This is a genomic window from Streptomyces lucensis JCM 4490 (assembly GCF_014650035.1).
GTDB classification, from domain to species: Bacteria; Actinomycetota; Actinomycetes; order Streptomycetales; family Streptomycetaceae; genus Streptomyces; species Streptomyces lucensis.
The window spans coordinates 323,959-343,197 of sequence record NZ_BMUE01000003.1 but is presented as its reverse complement, the minus strand read 5'-3'; the positions used below and the strand labels follow the sequence as shown (position 1 = coordinate 343,197).

Below are 19,239 nucleotides of genomic sequence, written 5' to 3'. Positions count from 1 at the left end.
TGGCCGGGTGAAGATCGCGCTCATGGACTCCGGAATCGGCCTGCTTCCCACCGCTGCCGCGATACGCCGGCTGCGCCCCGACGCCGACCTCGTGCTGTCGTGGGACCCGGACGGAATGCCCTGGGGACCGCGCACCGCGGAGGACATCACGCAGCGGGCCATCGCCGTGGCCGAGGCCGCCTGTGCCCACGAGCCGGACGTGCTGATCGTCGCCTGCAACACCGCCTCCGTGCACTCCCTCCCGGCGCTGCGCGCCCGCTTCGAGCCCGATGTGCCGATCATCGGCACCGTCCCGGCGATCAAGCCGGCCGCCGCGGGCGGCGGGCCTGTCGCGATCTGGGCGACCCCGGCCACCACGGGCAGCGCCTACCAGCGCGGGCTGATCGAGCGGTTCGCCGAGGGCGTGGCCGTCACCGAGGTCGCGTGCCCCGGCCTCGCGGACGCCGTGCACCACGCGGACGAGGACGCCGTCGACGCCGCGATCGCCTCGGCCGCCGCCCGCACCCCGGACGACGTGACCACCCTCGTCCTCGGCTGCACCAACTACGAACTGGTCGCCGAGCGCATCCGGGCGGCCGTGCAGCGCCCCGGCCGCCCGCCGCTCATGCTGCACGGCTCCGCCGGGGCGGTCGCGGCCCAGGGCCTGCGCCGGATCGGGGTGGAGCCCGCCCCGGACGCCGTCGCGGACACCACCCTCACCGTGCTGCTCAGCGGCCGTGAGGCGAACCTCCCGGACACGGCCCTGGCCTACGAAGAGGGGCGCTTCCTGCAGGTCGTCAGTCCCGTCCGCTGACCTGCGGCCGTACGGTCCGCCGTGCGCCACCGGGGCGGTCACCCTGCGCTACGAGCCGCCCGCGCAGCGAAATCTGAGTAACCTCATAGACATGAGGGACGACCCCCGGGCCGACGACGCGCAGCACCCCGAGGTCTGGACGGGGCGCGCCACCAACCGGGTCCAGTGGCTGCTGGCGCTGGTCGGCGCGGCCTGCATGGCACTCGGCATCGAACTGGCCGTGGACTCGGCCTGGACCTCCGGCATCGCCCCGCTGGCCATGTCGGTGGTGGGCTGCATCGCGGCCGGTCTGCTCGTCCTCTTCGGCACGCTCGCCTTCGTGCACGTCGACCTCAGACTCGACAAGGAGTGCGTCGAGGTCCGCTGCGGCCACATGGGGCTGCCCCGCCGCCGCATCCCGCTCTCCCACGTGACGGGAGCCGACTTCACCGCCCTCGTCACGCCGCGGCAATGGGGCGGCTGGGGCTACCGGTGGCGTCCCGAGAAGGGCACCGCCGTCGTCGTACGCCGGGGCGAGGGCATCGTGCTGCGCCTGTGGGACGGCCACACCTTCACGGTCACCGTCGACGACGCGGAGTCGGCGGTACGGGTGATCAGGGCCCGGCTGCGGCCGACCGCGCCGGAGTCGCCGCACTGACCGCACCCGCAGGCGCCCGCAGGGCCGAGGCGGGCGCCGACCCGCTCCGATCAGGGACGGGACCACGGCCGGCCCGGCCCTGCCGCGGGGTCCGGCCGTGCTGTCGGCGGTGCGGCCCGCCGCCGTACACTCCCCGGGTGACCGTCACCGCAACCTCTGTGGACCAGCAGGACCAGCTCCAGCCGTCCCCCGCACCCGGCGCGATCGGCGGCCGGCTGCGGCGCCTGGTCCCGGCCGTCGCCTCCGCGCTCTGCGGAGTGCTGCTCTACGTCAGCTTCCCGCCACGCACCCTGTGGTGGCTTGCCCTGCCCGCCTTCGCCGGCTTCGGCTGGGTGCTGCGCGGCCGCGGCTGGAAGGCGGCCTTCGGGCTGGGCTATCTGTTCGGGCTCGGCTTCCTGCTGCCGCTGCTGGTGTGGACCGGCGTGGAGGTGGGGCCTGGTCCCTGGCTGGCCCTGGTCGCGATCGAGGCGGTCTTCGTCGCCCTGGCCGGCGTGGGCATCGCCGCCGTCTCCCGGCTGCCCGCCTGGCCGGTGTGGGCCGCCGCGGTGTGGATCGCGAGCGAGGCGGTACGGGCGCGCGTGCCCTTCCGGGGCTTCCCCTGGGGCAAGATCGCGTTCGGTCAGGCGGACGGCGTGTTCCTGCCGCTCGCCGCGGTGGGCGGCACTCCGGTGCTCGGCCTCGCGGTCCTGCTGTGCGGATTCGGCCTGTACGAGACCGGGCGGCTGATCGCCGAGCGGCGCCGCACCCGGGTGCTGCGGCGCGGGGCCGCGGCCGCCGCGCTGCTGAGCGTGGCCGTACCGGTGGGCGGTGCGGTCGCGGCCCGCGCGCTGGTGAGCGACGAGGCCGAGAACGGCACCGCGACCGTGGCGGTCGTCCAGGGCAACGTCCCGCGCTCCGGACTGGAGTTCAGCGCCCAGCGGCGGGCCGTGCTCGACTACCACGCGCGCGAGACCCTCGAGCTCGCCGCCGACATCAAGGCGGGCAAGGCCCAGAAGCCCGACTACGTGCTGTGGCCGGAGAACTCCTCCGACATCGATCCCTTCACCAACCCCGACGCGGCGGCCGTCATCGGGAGCGCCGCCAAGGCGGTCGGCGTGCCCATCTCGGTCGGCGGAGTCGTCGAGAGGGACGGCCGGCTGCTCAACGAGCAGATCCTGTGGGACCCGGCCAAGGGGCCGACGCAGACCTACGACAAGCGGCAGATCCAGCCCTTCGGCGAGTACCTCCCGCTGCGCGGCCTCGTGGGCGCGATCAACAAGGACTGGACCGGCATGGTCCGCCAGGACTTCAGCCGGGGCGGCGAGCCCGGCGTGTTCGACATCGGCGGCGTCCGGGTGGGCCTCGCCACCTGCTACGAGGCCGCCTTCGACTGGGCCGTGCGGGACACGGTCACGCACGGGGCGGAGATGATCTCCGTACCGAGCAACAACGCGACCTTCGACCGCAGCGAGATGACCTACCAGCAGCTCGCCATGTCCCGGATCCGCGCGGTCGAGCACAGCCGTACCGTGACCGTGCCCGTGACCAGCGGCGTCAGCGCCTTCATCATGCCGGACGGCAGGATCACCCAGAAGACGGGCATGTTCGTGCCCGCCTACCTCGTCCAGAAGGTGCCCCTGCGCACCTCCACCACCCCGGCGACGGAGCTGGGCATCCTGCCGGAGATCGCCGTCGCCCTGGTCGCCGCGGGCGGGATCGGCTGGGCGGTCGGCTCCGGTCTGCGCGGCCGGCGCGCCGGTGACGCGTAGCCGTACGACCCCTCGTACGCCCCTGAACCGGCCGGAATCCGGTGGCCCGGCCCGTTAGGGTCGGGGCCATGGCTACTCCCGACTTCATCCGCACGCTCCGGGCCTCCATCGACCACCAGCCGCTGTGGCTCCCCGGCATCACCGCGATCGTCTTCGACGACGAGGGCAGAGTGCTCCTCGGCAAGCGGTCGGACACCCGCAAGTGGTCGGTCATCGGCGGTATCCCGGAGCCGGGCGAGCAGCCCGCCGCCTGCGCCGTGCGGGAGGTCTTCGAGGAGACGGCCGTCCACTGCGTCGCCGAGCGCATCGTCCTCGTCCAGGCGCTGGAGCCGGTGACCTACGCCAACGGGGACGTCTGCCAGTACATGGACATCACCATCCGGTGCCGGGCGGTGGGCGGCGAGGCCCGGGTCAACGACGACGAGTCGCTGGAGGTGGGCTGGTTCACGCTGGACGCGCTGCCCGATCTGCGCGAGTTCGGCCTCTTCCGGATCAAGCAGGCCATGTCCGAGGCCCCCACATGGTTTGACCCTATGACTGCCAGCTGAGTTGTGGGTGGACGCCACATGTGGTGAGGGAGGGGCTCCGCCTAGGGTCGGCACATGACCTCGTCCACCCCCCAGCCCGGTCCCGGCAACCCCGTCCAGTCCCTCGCCCTGGACCTCGGCGGCCGCACCGCTGTCGTCACCGGGGCCGCCAGCGGCATCGGCCGCGCCTGCGCGCTGCGGCTCGCCGCCGCCGGGGCCGAGGTGCGTGCCGTCGACCGGGACGCGGCCGGCCTGGCCGAACTGGCCCGGCAGGCGGAGAGGGGCGACGGCATTGCGGGCACCCTCCTGCCGCACGCCGTCGACCTCACCGACCTCGACGCCGCCGAACGCGTCGCCGCCGGCGCCGACGTGCTGGTCAACAACGCGGGGCTGCAACTCGTGCGCTCCATCGAGGAGTTCCCGCCCGAGGTGTTCCACACCGTGCTGACCGTGATGCTGGAGGCACCGTTCCGCCTCATCCGCGGCGCCCTCCCGCACATGTACGCGCAGCACTGGGGCCGGATCGTCAATGTGTCCTCCGTCCATGGTCTGCGCGCTTCCGCCTTCAAGTCCGCCTATGTGGCGGCCAAACATGGCCTGGAGGGCCTGTCGAAGACGGCCGCGCTCGAAGGCGCGCCCCACGGCGTCACCTCGAACTGCGTGAACCCGGCCTATGTGCGCACCCCCCTGGTGGAGAAGCAGATCGCCGACCAGGCCCGGGCGCACGGCATCCCCGAGGAGCGGGTGCTCTCCGACATCCTGCTGAAGGACAGCGCGGTCCGGCGTCTCATCGAGCCGGAGGAGGTCGCCGAGGCGGTGGCCTACCTGTGCAGCCCGCAGGCGTCCTTCGTCACCGGCACCTCGCTGGTCCTCGACGGAGGATGGACGGCCCACTGAACGGCGCTCCGGCAACGGCCCGGGAGTTTTCCACAGGCCTGACCGGCCGGGCCGCCGATGCGGAATCCTGTGACCATGTCCCGCGATCATTCTGAGCCGGCAGCACGAGGCGGCGCCGAGGCCGAGTACCTCGGGCTGCTGGCCCGCGACGCCTCCGTGGAGGCCTACGAGCAGCCGGTGCTGCTCGCCCGCGCCGAGGGCCGGCCCGCCGACCGGATCGCCGCGCTGGAAGACGCCAAGCGGCTGGCCCTGCGCGTCCGCGCGGAGCTGGAGGGACGCCGGCGCCGCGAGGCGGAGCTGTCGGCGCTCTTCGAGACCGCGCACGACCTGGCGGGCCTGCGGGACCTGGACGCCGTGCTGCAGGCCATCGTCCAGCGCGCCCGTTCCCTGCTCGGCACGGACGTCGCCTACCTCACGCTGAACGATCCGGCGCGCGGCGACACCTACATGCGGGTGACGGAGGGTTCGGTGTCCGCCCGCTTCCAGCAGCTCCGCCTCGGCATGGGGGAGGGGCTCGGCGGGCTCGTCGCCCAGACCACCCGGCCGTACGTCACCGACGACTACTTCCACGACGCCCGGTTCCAGCACACGCACACCATCGACTCCGGCGTCCGCGACGAGGGACTGGTCGCCATCCTGGGCGTTCCGCTCATGCTCGGTCCGCACGTCATCGGCGTGCTCTTCGCCGCCGACCGCCGGGCCCGCGTCTTCGAACGTGAGCAGATCGCCCTGGTCGGCTCCTTCGCCGCGCTCGCCGCCGCCGCGATCGACACCGCCAACCTGCTCACCGAGACCCGTGCGGCACTCGCCGGGCTGGAGCGCGCCAACGCGATCATCAGGGACCGCAGCGCCGTCATCGAGCGGGCCTCCGACGTGCACGACCGGCTGGCCGAACTGGTCCTGCGCGGCGGCGGGGTGCACGACGTGGCCGCCGCCGTCTCCGAGGTCCTCGACGGCACCGTCGACTTCACCGAGGCCGGCGCGGCACCCGCGCAGGCGCTGGAGTCGTCGCGCGCGGAGGGGCACGCCGTACGGCACGGCGGCGACTGGATCGCCGCGGTCACCGTGAGCGGCGAACTCCTCGGCGCGCTGGTCCTGCGCGGCCACCCGGACCTGGACCCCGTCGACCAGCGCACACTGGAGCGCGCGGCCATGGTCACCTCGTTGCTGCTGCTCGCCCGCCGCTCCGCCGCCGAGGCCGAGCAGCGCGTGCGGGGCGAGCTGTTGGACGACCTCCTGGACGCCCGCGACCGGGACCCGCGGCTGCTGCGGGAACGCGCCGCCCGGCTCCACGCCGATCTGGGCGCCACCCACGTCGTGCTCGCCGCACGCCTCGACGGCCCGGCCGCCGACGCCGACGAGGAGGCGGCCGCCCGCCGCCGGCTGTGGTCCGCCGCGTCCCACCTCGCCGCAACCCGGCACGGCCTGGCCGCCGCGCGCGACGGGGGCACCGTCGTGCTGCTGCCGCTCGCGGCCGGCGACACCGCCACGGACGTCGCCCGCCGCACCGCCCGGCACCTGGGCACGGCCGTCCACCAGCCGGTCACCGTCGGCGCCTCCGCCCCCGTCACCGATCTCGCCGCCCACCCCGAGACGGTGGCCGCGGCCTACGCCGAGGGCCGCCGGTGCCTGGACGCGCTGCACCTGCTGGGCCGGGCCGGAGACGGGGCGGCGGCCGAGGACTTCGGCTTCCTCGGCCTCCTCCTCGCGGGCGAGCGGGACATCGCCGGCTTCGTCGACCGCACCCTCGGCCCGGTGGTGACGTACGACGACCAGCGCGGTACGGACCTGCTGCGCACCCTCGACGCGTACTTCGCCTGCGGGATGAGCCCGGCCCGCACCAAGGACGAGCTCCACGTGCACGTGAACACGGTCGCCCAGCGACTGGACCGGGTGGGCCGGCTGCTCGGCGAGGACTGGCAGGCCCCCGCCCGGGCCCTGGAGATCCAACTCGCCCTGCGGCTCCACCGGTTGTCCGCGCCGGACAGACGCTGACCCCCGTACGCACAGGGCGTACGGGGGCCGGGCCCGGCGGGCACCGCGGGGGGCGGTCAGACCGTCCGCGCCTCGGCGGCAGGGGCGGTGTCCGCGCGCTCGTCCTGGCCGCCCTCGACCCGGGCGAGGTCACGGTGGCGCGTCTCCCGGGCGACACCGACCGCGATCAGGGTCAGCACGGCGGCGGCGATGACGTACAGGGCGATCGGGGTGGAGCTGTCGTAGTCGGAGAGCAGGGCGGTCGCGATGAGCGGGGCGGGCGCACCGGCCGCGACGGAGGCGAACTGGGCACCGATGGAAGCGCCCGAGTACCGCATCCGGGTGGCGAACATCTCGGCGAAGAAGGCCGCCTGCGGCGCGTACATGGCGCCGTGCAGCACCAGCCCGACCGTCACGGCCAGCACCAGGTACCCGAACGACCCGGTGTCCACGAGCGAGAAGAACGGGAACATCCACAGGCCGACACCGGCCGCGCCCAGCAGGTACACCGGCCGGCGCCCGACCCGGTCGGACAGCGCGCCCCACGCCGGGATGACGGCGAAGTGCACGGCGGAGGCGATGAGGACGGCGTTGAGCGCGGTCTGCTTGGAGACCCCGGCCGAGGTGGTGGCGTAGACGAGGATGAAGGCGGTGATGACGTAGTAGCTGATGTTCTCCGCCATCCGGGCGCCCATCGCCACCAGCACGTCCCGCCAGTGGTGGCGCAGCACGGAGACGAGGGGCAGCTTCTCCGGCTCCTCGGTCCGCCGGGACTCCGCCCGCTCCAGCGCCTGCCGGAACACGGGCGATTCGTCGACGGACAGCCGGATCCACAGACCCACCACGACGAGCACGCCCGAGAGCAGGAACGGGATCCGCCAGCCCCACGTGCCGAAGGCGTCGTCCGACAGCACGGTGGTGAGCAGCGAGAGCACACCCGTCGCGAGCAACTGCCCGGCCGGCGCCCCGGTCTGCGGCCACGAGGCCCAGAAGCCGCGCCGCCGCGCGTCCCCGTGCTCGGACACCAGCAGGACGGCGCCGCCCCACTCGCCGCCCAGCGCGAACCCCTGGATCAGCCGCAAGGTGGTGAGCAGGACGGGCGCGGCCGAGCCGACGGTGGAGTGCGTGGGCAGCAGCCCGATGGCGAAGGTGGCCCCGCCCATCAGCACCAGGCTCAGTATCAGCAGCTTCTTCCGCCCCAGCCGGTCACCGTAGTGCCCGAACACCAGCGCCCCCAACGGGCGGGCCGCGAAGCCCACGGCGTAGGTCAGGAACGACAGCAGCGTACCGACGAGCGGGTCGGAGTCCGGGAAGAACAGCTTGTTGAACACGAGCGCGGCCGCGGAGCCGTAGAGGAAGAAGTCGTACCACTCGATGGTGGTGCCGATGAGGCTGGCGGCGACGATACGGGGGAGGCTGGCGGGAGGTGGGGGAGCGGATGCTGCTGCGGAGGCCATGTGCGCCACTTCCTCGTGTGCGGTGGGGACGGGTACGTGTCGGCACACCGTAGGAAGACGCAGGTCAGTGGCACATGTGGCGGCACACCATAGTTCGGCGGCTGGCTGTGCGTGCGGCCACCATGCCGACTTACGGACGGGCGGTTCAGGGGGCTCGGAGGTCATCGCACAGGAAGGGTGCTGCGACGGGCCCCGGTGCTGTTTGTCCCAGCAGGTTCTCGGCCTGCCCGGTTGGCCGTGGGATGCCGGAGGTGGCTCCCTCACCCCGGCCCTCGCGCTCAGCCTGCGCGACACGGTCCGGCCGCGAGCCCCTGACTGCCTCCGGCACCGAACAGCCACCTGACCTGCAAGCGATGTCTTTCCGATGACTCATCATGTGGAGTGCGTTGCCATCCTTGAACCTCCCGCGCAGGGTTCCTGGCCTACGCGGCACTCGCGCGGGGCCGGAATCGACAGGTCCGTCCGTGGGATGCCACGGCGGGAGGATCCTGACGGGGACTTCGACGGCGCGGTGTCCGACCCCGCGGTCGTCGCGGCGGCCTGGAAAGCATGGCGCGACGCAATGGCGTTCGCCGGTCCCTGTAGGCAGGCCAGGCCTTCCGGCGCGAAGCCGTGGCACATCCGCAGGGCGCAGACGGCTGCGCGACCGCCTGCCACGGTACGCGGCGAAGAGGGCGGCGCCTGCGGGGCCTTGGCTCGTCCTGTTCGCGCACACCGCTCAAGACGTTAACTCGTCAAGCACTGCTGCGGCGGCCCGAACCCGTGGTGTGGCGCCGCGGCCGCTGCCGCCTGGCACCGGATGCGTCAGCAGACGGTCTGCGTCACAGTGGAACCAGGAGCAGAAGCGCACCTTCACCAGACTCCATGTCATTGACGCACCCGCCCCCCGGGCGGTGGGTCATCCACGGCCTGTCGAGTTGGGCACACCAGCGGACGAGTGCGTCCCGCGAATCCTCCTGACTCCAGAAGGCCTGAGTGAAATGAACGGATTCCCCAAGCCCGTGATCGACGCCATGGCCGATCGCGCCATGCGCCTTCATCACATGCTCTGGCACACCGCACGTGACTCCTGGTCGCGTGCGACACCGGAGCAGCAGGAGGTGTTCCGCCACCACGGCTGGGAGCCGCCGCGTCCTTCCCTGACCGCGCCGGACCCTGTCACCGGGACGCCCTCCGTCGAACTCGAGAACGGCTCGGGCGAGGACTTCCTGTTCATGCACCGGCAGATGATCGCCACGGTCGACGAGATCCTCGCCGAGTCGGGCGACCCGCTGCATCCTCGCGTGGAGGGCTGGCCGACGATTCCGGCCCCGCAGGACACCGAGTACCCGGTCCCGCCCCCCTTCGACATCCCGGGTGACGACGACACCTCCGCCGTCATCCGGAACGCCAAGAGCCAGGAGTCGTTCGACCGGATCCGCCAGTGGGAGGCGGAGTTCACCGACCCGGCGAAACTGCGTCAGACGTCCCTCCGGCGCCTCGGCGCGAGGATCGAGTTCGGCATACACAACCGGATGCACCTGCGCTGGTCGGCCGAGATGCCCTCGTACCGGACGGGCGGGGACGCGTTCAGCGTCGACCACCAATGGGACGACGCCGCTTACAACTGGCTCGCCGACACCTACTCCGCCCACGTGAACCCGATCTTCTGGAAGCTCCACGGCTGGGTGGACGCCCGGATCGACGACTGGATGGCCGCCAACCAGCTCACAGGGCCGGTTCCGTGGAGTTTCGACCCGCCCTGGAGCGGCCCCGCGGGCGGGCACGACCACCATCATCCCGTGGCCCTGCTCGCGCTGCGGGCCCGGCCGGGCAACGCCGAGGCCGACGCGCTGCAGTCGCGTCTCAAGGGCATGGAAACCGCCGTCGAGCACCTGAAGCATGCAGGCGTGACCGAACCCGCCCGCTTCGCCGTGTACGAGGACGTCTGAGCGCGCGGCGCACAGCCGGCGCACCGGGAGTGCGCGCCGGGAGGGCGGACGCCCGGGAAGTCCGGGGACACCCCACTCGCGCCGGCACACGGCCCGGCGCGCTCCACGACGTCACGTCCCTCTCGCTCGTACGCATCCATGGAAGGGGCCGTCCCATGCCCGCCACCACCGTCGACTGCGACGTGGTCTTCTTCGACCTGCGCGACACCCTCGGCGAGGTCGACCGGCCCGGCCATCTCGCGCTGTACCGGCCCAGCACCGAGAAGCTGCTCGATGCCATGCGGGATCTGGTGGGGCTGCGTGTCGGCGTGATCACCAACCTGCCCGCGGAGGTCAGCGCCGAGCAGGGGCGCCGGATGATCGCCGAAGCCGTCGTCACCGAGTCCGACGGCAGCGTCGTCCACCTCGCCGACCTCCTGGACCCTCAAGGCATCGTGATCAACCACGAGGCCAAGCTGGACAAGCCCGATCCGGCCATCTACCACTTCGCGGCCGACCAGATGCGCGTACCGATCGAGCGGTGCCTGTTCGTCGGGGAGAACCTCATCGAGGTCCTCGCAGCTCAGGCGGCCGGCATGCGAGGCGTCCTCAAGCCGTCGCCACCCGGCAAGGAGTTCCAGCCCGCGGTGATCAGCCGGCAGGGGGAGTCGGCCCGCGACAGCGGCCGTGCCTTCGAGGAGTTCCTGGAACAGGTACACCTGCTCGGCGCACGCCTCCTCGCGTGCGGCAGGCGCATCGTGCGGGCGCTCGACACGGTGCACGAGGCACAGGACATCCCGCCGGGGGTGCGCACCGCGATGGGCATGTTCGTGTACGCGCTCACCCACTTCGCCGACCAGGCGCACCTGAAGGCCGAGGAGACGATCGTGCCACTGGCCGTCGCCCGCGGCATGCCACCCGGCCGTGCCCGCTGGATGTTCGACCAGCACGACCAGGTCCGCGCCTACTGGGAGGCGATCCGCGTCGCCTGGCGACGGATCCAGCACGGCGACCCGCGCGACGCGTGTCACGCGATCTCCGACTTCCGCCGCTGCACGGAGGGCTCCGTACTGCTCTTCCGGTCGCACGCGGTACGTGAGAAGGACGAGTTGTATCCCGAACTGGGCCGCCACCTCACCGACGCGGACGACGCGACCGTGCTCTCCCTCGTCCGCCACATCGGCCCGCCGGACACCGGACCCTACGCGGCGATCGTCGGCGCGATGGAGGAGGCCCTCGACAGCGCACGCGTCCCGGACGACCCGGACAGCGCGGACGGGACGACCCGGATCACCGGAAAGGCCTGACCATGTGGCTCCTGCGACCGTCTGCGACCGGCTGCTTCGACAAGGACCAGCGGCGCGCCGTGGAGGTGCTCTTCGACGCGGTCCTGCCCGGCGGACCCCGACGGCCCGGCGCGGCCGACGCCGACGCCGCCGAATACGTCGACCGGCTCCTGGCCATGGGCCCGGAGACGCACCCCGAGATACCGGCGTGGCGTCTGGCCTACCCGGTGCTGCTCGCCGCTCTCGACACCGCCGCGCAGCGGGCGCACGGCGGGCGCGGCGTCGCCGACCTCGACCGCGCCGAGGCCACCGCGCTGCTGCGCGACCTGGCGGCGGGCACCCTGCCCGACTGGCCCGCGGCCGCCCTCGCCCAGCCGGCCGCGTTCGCCCTCCTGCGGGCCCACTGCATCGAGGGCTGCTTCGGCGATCCACGCTGGGGCGGCAACCGCGAGGCGGTGATCTGGCGCTGGTTCGGCCACCTCACGCCGGCCGAACCCTTCACCCGCCCTGCCGGCGCGACCGCCGACGGGCCCGGGGAGGACTCATGACCGCCACGACCACCGCACCCGGCACATATGACGCCATCGTCGTGGGGGCCGGCGCGGGCGGCGGCACCGCGGCCCGCGTGCTCACCGCACGCGGACGCCGCGTCGCCGTACTGGAGAAGGGCCCGCTCCCGGTCGCCGACGACTTCCTTCCCTACGACGAACTCCACTTCCACACGCACAAGACGCTCATCCCGCACCGCGACACCGACCCCAACATCTACATGTCCGGCCCCGGCCAGGACCGGCCCACCCCGGTCGAGCGCTGGTGGAACGTCAACATGGCCGGCGGCGCGACGAACGTGTGGGACGCCAACGTGCCCCGCTACACCGAGGAGGACTTCCGGGTCCTCGACCACCTGCACGACGTGCCGCCCGACGCGGACATGGTGAACTGGCCGTGGACCTACCGCCAGTTCGAGCCGTGGTTCGAGCGCGCCGAGTACGAATGGGGCGTCTCCGGGCGGGCCCGGCAGTCCCCGGCTCAGGAACCGATCCGGGCCGGCTACGACTACGTGATGCCGCCGCTGCGCCCGCACGCGGCCGTGCCGTTCCTCACCGAGGCGTTCGGCCGAGCCGGGATGCGCCCCTACCTCGGCCCGCGGGCGATCAACTCCCGGGTGTACGACGGCCGTCCGGCTTGCTCGTTCTGCGGCTACAACCAGTTCTTCGGCTGCGGTCTCAACTCAAGGGCCTCGGCGCTGAACACGGTGCTCCAGCGCGCATTGGCCACCGGACGGTGTGACCTGCTGACCGGACACTGCGTGACCCGGCTCGTGCACGAGGACGGCCGGGTGCGCGGCGTCATGTACCGCACCGAGCCCGGCGGGCCCGAACGTTTCCTGGGAGCCTCCCAGGTGCTGGTGTCCGTCCAGACCATCGAGTCGGCACGGTTGTTCCTCGTGTCCGAGGTGCCCGACCCCAGCCGGCTGATCGGCCACTACCTGACCTACCACACCCACGGAAGCGCCGAAGTCACCCTGCCACTGCAGCCCGTGTGGACCGGTGACGGCGCCCAGCAGCCCTCCACCGCGATCGGCTCCCTGCAACTGCGCGACCTCTACGTGGTCGACGACCCGGCCACCCCGGTCACCAAGGCCGGCAAGTTCTCCGTGTACGACCCGTACACGTGCGTGCCGCCGGTCCGGCTCGTCAAGGGCGCCGCGCTCGGACCCGGCCGCAGCGGCCTGTGGGGCGAGGACCTGTACACCTACCTCGAGGAACTGCGCCACCAGGGCGGCGCCTACTTCTCCTTCACCGGAGAGGCGCTCTCCCTGTACGACAACCGGGTGGAACTGGACCCCGACGTCACCGACCCGTGGGGCATGCCCGCCGCCAGGATCTGGTACCGCCACCACGCCTACGACCTGGCCGCCGCTCGCTACGCCATCGATCGCGTGGTGCGGGTGATGGGGGACGCGGGCGGCGAGTTGCGCGGCTACGACGTCCCCGGCGCGGAGAACCCCGGCTACGGACACGTACAGGGCACGCTGCGCGCCGGCACCGATCCCGGCACGTCGGTGCTCGACGAGAACTGCCAGTCGCACACCGTCTCCGGACTCTACGTCCTGGACTGCGCGTTCATGCCGACCGCCGGCGCCTCGAACCCCACCCTCACGCTTCTCGCCAACGCCTACCGGGTGTGCGAGCAACTCCCGGACCCCGGCTGAGGAACACAACCCCGACGCGGTACCGGCACCAGGCTGACCGGGAACGATCCGAAAGGCAGCACCATGGACACCCTCGACGAGCGGGTCGACATCGCCCGCGCCCTTCTGTCCGCCGGGATCACCCCGGCCGACCTCGAACTGTCACCCGACCTGGCCGCGGTGCCGGAAGGCCTCGTCGCCGCCGCCAATGTCGAGATCGATTTCCCCGACGGGCTCGCACCCGTCCCCCAGCCCTTCGACGTCGAGCCGTCCCCCGACGCCGCGCTGCCCCGCGCCGACGTGGTAGTGATCACCTGGACCGTCGACGAACAGGACGCCCTCGCCGACGTGTTCAGCCGAGGCTTCGGGCGGCTGCGCTGGTACCGGTACACCCGCCGCTTCGAGGAGCACTACCGCCCGCTGATCAGAACCGGAGCGCCCTCGCTCGCCGCCCGTCCGCCACGCCTGGGCTCGTACGTCCCCGTCCGGCTCGGCGACCTGGACGTCCTGTGCGTGAAGTCCGAACTCCACCTCAACCAGGACGGTGTGAGGACCGGCGAAGGCACCGCCACCCTGCCCGTCCGGGACTTCTTCGAGCAGATCATCGAGGAGGTCCGGCCGCGAGTGATCGCCACCATCGGCACCTCGGGCAGCGTCTTCGGTGACTTCCCGCTGGGCGACGTGGTGGTCACGCGCGCGGCGAAGTTCCGCTGCCGCAAGGAGTTCCGCAACGAGGACTTCAACGGCCGGACCTTCACGTGCGACTGGACGCTCCCGCTCGGCCGGATCGACGACGCGCAGAAGCTGATGCGCGGCTTCGCCGACCGGCTGACCGAACCGCCGCTCGGCCCCCCGTCCACCCGCTTCCCCTTCGCCGGGCCGCTGCTCGAGCCGCCCGGCAACGAACCGACCGTCCGCTTCGAACAGGGCGCGCGGGACATGCCCGAGTTCCACCCGATCCTGACCACCGACTACTTCGAGTACGGCACGTCCACGAACGGCCTGGAACACGAGGGCGCGGCCGTCGAGATGGGCGACGCGGCGCTCGGCCTGGCCTGCGCCGACCTGACCGGCGCGGGCTCGGATCACGTGCCCGACTGGGTGGTGGTGCGCAACATGTCCGACCCGCAGATCAACGGCGCACTCCCCACCCGCGAGTTCGCCCTCAACCAGCAGACCATGTGGGCCGTGTCCTACTACCAGTCGTACGGCTACTGGACCAGCGTCTGCGGCGCGCTCACCACGTGGGGTCTGCTCGCGGGACTCTCCGAGGCGGGCTTCGACGATGCCTGACCCGCCGGCCGTCACCCGGCTCCCCGTCGAGGTCGAGCTGCTCTTCGAGCTCATGCCGTGCAACGCGTTGCGCAGCTCGCAGTACGCCGGACCCGGAGCCCATCCGTGCGCCTACTTCCGCTCGTGGGGTACCTACCACTCCTACGACTACGATGCCGACGAACCGCCGCCGGACGCCTCGATCGTGCGGCCTTCGCACTACACCGGCCGGATGACCCCGCTGCCGGAACCGCTGTCCGGCTGCCGCAAGGCCCCGATCCTCGCCGTCGGCATCAACCCCAACCTGCCGGGCTGGTGGCCCGACAGCCACGGCTCGCTCACCCCCGACTTCGACTCCGTGCGCCAATACGCGCACTACTTCCGGCACCGGGGGGTGTTCAAGCCGGAGCTGCCCGACGACGCGTACCGCGCCTACGGCGGCGGTCCCGACGACGATCCCCTGACCGGGACACCGCTCGACGTCCCCCGGGACGCACGGGGGCGCCGCGAGATCCCGGTCCGCGAGCAGCCGCAGCGCATGTACCTCGTCTACCAGCAACTGCTGGACGCCCTCGGCGCGGAACTGGGTCTCGACGGGGGCACGCTCACCGTCGGCGAAGACCTGTCGTACGGCAACATGGTCGCCTGCGCCTCGGCCAAGTGGACCACCCGGGCCGATCCGCACGACCCCGCCCTCCCGCCGATGACCGACGACCAGCGCGCCGGGATCGTCGGCGAGTGCTTCCGGACCCGCCGCCACCTGCTGCGCCAGATGTTCCAGTCGCTGCCTGCCGTGATCCTCGTGTTCGGGCAGAGCACCGCCAACGCCTTCACCGGCGAGCTCGGGGACCGCCTGGCGCCCGCACCCGGCCCGGGCACCTCCATGGCGGAACTGATGGCGACCGAGGTCCGGCTCACCTACGGCACCCTCGACGACGGCGAGGAACTCGACGCCCGGGTGCTGTTCGCCCCGCACCCCACCGGGCACCCCGACGACTATGCGCGTGCCCGGCCGATGCTCGTCGGACAACTCCTGGACGAGGCCCGCTCCGGCCGCCTGGGCCACGACGAGCGCATCGGGCGCCTGGGGCGCCCCCGCGGCTCGTGCTCCTTCTGCCCCCTGCTCGGCATCGGCCCGTGCCCGTACGCCGAGGTGCTCACACCGCTCCCAGGCGGTGGCCCGGCCCTGCTCGCCGACGGATCGGCGCCCGTCGCGGCGGAGAAGCGCACGCAACTGCGGCTGATCGACGGCATCACCGAACGGGCCGCACCCGTCGCCGAGGTCTGGGCACACACCGATGACCGGGAGGACTGACGCCGAAACGCCCCACCGGCGCCACCACCCCGCGAAAGCGGGACCAGCACGTCCGGGGGAGCGGACCCGGAGGGAGTACCCGACCGGCAGTACCGCATCGCCGTCCACTTCGATCAGCGCAGAGGAAATGACGACACCATGAGGATCGCGGCAATCGGCGGCAACGCCCTGCACGCCCCGGCCCACACCCGAACCGCGCTCACGTCGGCCTACGTCCAGGGCGCCGACATCCTCGTCTTCGACGTCGCCGTGACCGCCGACGGACACGTCGTGCCCGGCTCCGACCTGGGGCTGCCCCGCCAGGCCGACTCGACGGCCTCCGTCGGCGAACTCACGCTGACGCGGCTGCGTGCGCTCGACCTGAGCGCGACCTTCAGGCCGCGCGGGTCACCGGACTTCCGCTACCGGCCCGAAGGCCACGCGCCCGTGCGCGTCGAAGCGCTCGACGACCTCCTCGACGCTCTGCCCGACGAAGTCACCTACGTGGTCCGGGTGAGCACCGGCGGCAAGGACACGGTCGCCGCCGTCACGGAGATCTTCACCCGCCGCGCCGCCACCGCGCGGCTCGTCGTCGCCGCCTCCGACCCGGAACTGCTGCGCCATGCGCGCGGTCTCGACCTCGACGTGGGCACCGCGCTGACCGGACCCGCGCCGGCGGGCCCCGGTGCGGGCCCCGACCCGGGTCTGCTCGACAGAGCGCTTCAGGACGGGGCTCTCGACCTGGTCCTCTGCGGCATCGACGATCTGATCGGCGCCGACGGCCGGCCCACCGGCCTCGGCCTTCGACTCGGCGAGGCCGCGCGCTCGTCGGACGTTCGGCTCGGCGTGCTCGTCCTGCCCCGGGCCGACCGGGGTCACGACGACTACGCACTCGCCGCCGCACAGCCGTACACCTGGGCCGTCGCCACCGAGTCCACCTTCGACACCGCCGAGGCCCTCCGCCCCGGCACCCGCCGGCTCGACGAGACGTTCGCCGGCACCCACATCGACACCAGCCGCTTCGCGCTCGGCTACGCCAAGGCCAATCCCCATTGCCACGTCTTCCAGGACGACGGCATCCACATCCGCATCACCCCGTACCCGGGGGACCCCCAGCCGCCCCCGCCCGCCGACCCGGTGGAGCGCCGCCTGGCCGAGCTGGAGGAACGCACCTGGTACGCCCTCGGCGACTGGCCGTTCTACAGCGGCGGCGGCCTCGGCGTGACCCACGGTCTGCGCGGCGACTTCGCCGCCGAGGTGCTGGTCGAATCAGCAGTGGCGGCCCAGGCCACCATGTGCGAGATGGCGGCGGTCAACGCCGACCCCGGCACACACCACCCGCCGTACGACGACGACGGCTCGCCGTGGTTCCCGCGCACCTTCAGGGACAAGGACGCGTTCTACGACCCTCACGGCGCACCGCCGTTCGTCGGGGCCGAACACGACGAGGACGACGGCTACCGGATCAACTGGAACCTGGGCACGCTCTACGACACCAACCAGTACGGGCCGCCCGTCGGCGACGGCCGTGTGCTCGCGGCCCGGCTGCGGTTGGAGCGGCGCGGAGCCTACTTCGCCGCGTACACCCGCAACGACGTCGACGCCCACGACTGGGTGTGCGTCGGGACGGTGCGCAACGACTCGATGAACGAGACCGTGCACCTGCGGTGTTCCGGGAAACGGTGGCGCCAGGAGGACCCGGCCGATGCGACGCGCTACATGCCGATCCCGGCCAACGAGTTCGTCTTCCGCGACCTGCGGGTCACGTGCTACTTCTGAACGCGCCGCTGCACCTCGCGAGCCGGCCGGGGCAGTCCGGGCGGCGGTCATGCGCCGGTCCCGGGCCCGCTGGGGGGCCTCCCTGCCCGGCCGGTCGCCGCGGCCGGACCGGCCGGATCAGGGGTGCGGGGCCACCCCCTCGCCGACGGGCAGCGCGACGGGCTCCTCCACCGGCCCTGCGACCGCGGCGGGGGCCGTGCCGGCACCGTGTGCCCGGCGCGGCCCCCGCGCGGCCGGTGCCGGACACACGCGGCGCAGCGCCAGGTGGAGCACCGGCATCAGCACGCAGGTGACCGCGGCGGAGTGCCACAGAAGCGCGTCGAGCCGGCCCGCCGCCAGGTACGCGCCCGCGGCCACCGCGGCGACCGCGCACACGCCGCGGTCCACGATGCTCTCCACCGACAGCAGCGTGGCACGCGGCGCCCCTTGCGGGATGGCGTCGTTGATGAGCTTGCGCTGCACCGGATAACCGAACCCGGTGATCGCGGCGAACGCGCACAGCAGCCCGACCACGGCCCAGGGGCCGCCGACCGTGGTGCCGGCGAGCGAGGCGGCGAGCGCGACGCTCAGCACGGACACCCAGGCCGCGGGCGACAGCCGCCGGCTCAGCCACTGGGGCCGGGCGGAGGCCACCGCCTCGGCGACCGTCATCGCCGCGAGGACACTGCCGTGGCCGCTCTCCGCGATGCCGTGCTCCAGCAGCACCGGCTGGAACAGGTTGACCTGGCAGATCCGGGACAGCGTGAAGACCGCCACGCCCTGCGCCATGAGCAGGGCCAGCCACGGTGACGACCGAAGGGTGCGCAGGGCGGCGCAGGTGTCCCGCAGCAGGGTGCCCTTCCGCCGCCCGCGAGTGCCCGCCCCCGCCGCCGTCCCGCCCGTGGCGATCCGGGGCAGGGCGAGGGCGCAGCCGAGAGAGGCCGCCGCGCTAGCCGCGCTGAGCACGTACGGCGACTGGTGGGCCACGGACATCAGCGGGCCGACGAGCGGCCAGCAGACCACCTTGGCGGCGAGCCCGAGGGCCCGCGCCGTGCCCTCCGCCCTGAGATAGTGGGCGTCCGCCCCCTCGGCGCGCAGTCCGTCGTACAGGCAGGCGCTCGCCGCGCCCGAGGTGAGGGAACGCCCGGCGGCGATCGCCAGGAAGTGCACCAGGAAGCCCGTGTACGAGGGCGCCAGCACGGGCACCAGGTTCGCCGCCGTCATGACCACCGCGCCCGCCCGCAGGCAGTTGCGGGCACCGACGCGGTCGGCGACCATCCCCGTGGGTATCTCGAACAGGCAGAAGGCGACGTAGTAGATGCTCTGGATGCCGAAGATCTGGCCGTCCGACAGGCCCGCCGCACGCTGGTACGCGTAGAACACGGGCATCCACCACAGCAGGTTGAACAGCAGCTGGAACCCGTTGTTGAGGCGGATGATGCGGCGGGCGGCCGGGGTCATGGCCGGATCCCCGGAGCGGCGCCGCCCCCAG

General features: G+C 72.8%; 15 protein-coding genes. 13 read left to right on the top strand and 2 right to left on the bottom strand.

Going from position 1 to position 19,239, the window contains the following annotated elements:
* Positions 1-7: 7 nt before the first annotated feature.
* From IE177_RS09470 to IE177_RS09445, 6 genes are all read left to right on the top strand, one after another.
* On the top strand, positions 8-793 hold the full coding sequence (locus IE177_RS09470; RefSeq protein ID WP_190014702.1) for a glutamate racemase: 786 nt from the start codon (positions 8-10) through the stop codon (positions 791-793).
* Positions 794-884: 91 nt separating this feature from the next.
* Positions 885-1,430 (top strand): hypothetical protein, encoded by a 546-nt coding sequence (locus tag IE177_RS09465; RefSeq protein ID WP_190014701.1) that lies wholly within the window; start codon positions 885-887, stop codon positions 1,428-1,430.
* 137 nt (positions 1,431-1,567) lie between these two features.
* On the top strand, positions 1,568-3,178 hold the full coding sequence (gene lnt, locus IE177_RS09460; protein ID WP_190014700.1) for an apolipoprotein N-acyltransferase: 1,611 nt from the start codon (positions 1,568-1,570) through the stop codon (positions 3,176-3,178).
* 68 nt (positions 3,179-3,246) lie between these two features.
* A complete protein-coding gene (locus tag IE177_RS09455; RefSeq protein WP_190014698.1) occupies positions 3,247-3,726 on the top strand; it encodes an NUDIX hydrolase in 480 nt (159 codons plus the stop codon).
* A gap of 54 nt (positions 3,727-3,780) precedes the next feature.
* Positions 3,781-4,602 (top strand): 3-hydroxybutyrate dehydrogenase, encoded by an 822-nt coding sequence (locus IE177_RS09450; protein WP_190014696.1) that lies wholly within the window; start codon positions 3,781-3,783, stop codon positions 4,600-4,602.
* Between the two features lie 75 nt (positions 4,603-4,677).
* Positions 4,678-6,597, top strand: a complete 1,920-nt coding sequence (locus IE177_RS09445; protein WP_190014695.1) for a helix-turn-helix domain-containing protein — start codon at positions 4,678-4,680, stop codon at positions 6,595-6,597.
* 56 nt (positions 6,598-6,653) lie between these two features.
* On the opposite strand, the gene IE177_RS09440 is transcribed toward IE177_RS09445, so the two are convergent.
* Positions 6,654-8,033 (bottom strand): MFS transporter, encoded by a 1,380-nt coding sequence (locus IE177_RS09440; protein WP_190014694.1) that lies wholly within the window; start codon positions 8,031-8,033, stop codon positions 6,654-6,656.
* Positions 8,034-9,013: 980 nt separating this feature from the next.
* Between IE177_RS09440 and IE177_RS09435 the strand changes: the two genes are divergently transcribed.
* From IE177_RS09435 to IE177_RS09405, 7 genes are all read left to right on the top strand, one after another.
* Positions 9,014-9,964: a Tat pathway signal protein gene (locus tag IE177_RS09435; protein WP_190014693.1), complete on the top strand. Its 951-nt coding sequence runs from the start codon at positions 9,014-9,016 to the stop codon at positions 9,962-9,964.
* Between the two features lie 155 nt (positions 9,965-10,119).
* Positions 10,120-11,250: an HAD family hydrolase gene (locus IE177_RS09430; protein ID WP_190014692.1), complete on the top strand. Its 1,131-nt coding sequence runs from the start codon at positions 10,120-10,122 to the stop codon at positions 11,248-11,250.
* 2 nt (positions 11,251-11,252) lie between these two features.
* Positions 11,253-11,777, top strand: a complete 525-nt coding sequence (locus IE177_RS09425) for a gluconate 2-dehydrogenase subunit 3 family protein (protein ID WP_190014691.1) — start codon at positions 11,253-11,255, stop codon at positions 11,775-11,777.
* On the top strand, positions 11,774-13,444 hold the full coding sequence (locus tag IE177_RS09420) for a GMC oxidoreductase (RefSeq protein WP_190014690.1): 1,671 nt from the start codon (positions 11,774-11,776) through the stop codon (positions 13,442-13,444). The genes IE177_RS09425 and IE177_RS09420 overlap by 4 nt, the downstream gene beginning before the upstream one ends.
* 63 nt (positions 13,445-13,507) lie before the next feature.
* Positions 13,508-14,716, top strand: a complete 1,209-nt coding sequence (locus IE177_RS09415; protein WP_190014689.1) for a nucleoside phosphorylase-I family protein — start codon at positions 13,508-13,510, stop codon at positions 14,714-14,716.
* A complete protein-coding gene (locus IE177_RS09410; RefSeq protein WP_190014688.1) occupies positions 14,709-16,010 on the top strand; it encodes a hypothetical protein in 1,302 nt (433 codons plus the stop codon). The genes IE177_RS09415 and IE177_RS09410 overlap by 8 nt, the downstream gene beginning before the upstream one ends.
* A gap of 138 nt (positions 16,011-16,148) precedes the next feature.
* A complete protein-coding gene (locus tag IE177_RS09405; protein WP_190014687.1) occupies positions 16,149-17,768 on the top strand; it encodes a glycerophosphodiester phosphodiesterase family protein in 1,620 nt (539 codons plus the stop codon).
* Between the two features lie 117 nt (positions 17,769-17,885).
* Here the strand turns inward: IE177_RS09405 and IE177_RS09400 are convergent, their stop codons facing one another.
* Positions 17,886-19,208: an MFS transporter gene (locus tag IE177_RS09400; protein WP_229815969.1), complete on the bottom strand. Its 1,323-nt coding sequence runs from the start codon at positions 19,206-19,208 to the stop codon at positions 17,886-17,888.
* Positions 19,209-19,239 lie beyond the last annotated feature (31 nt).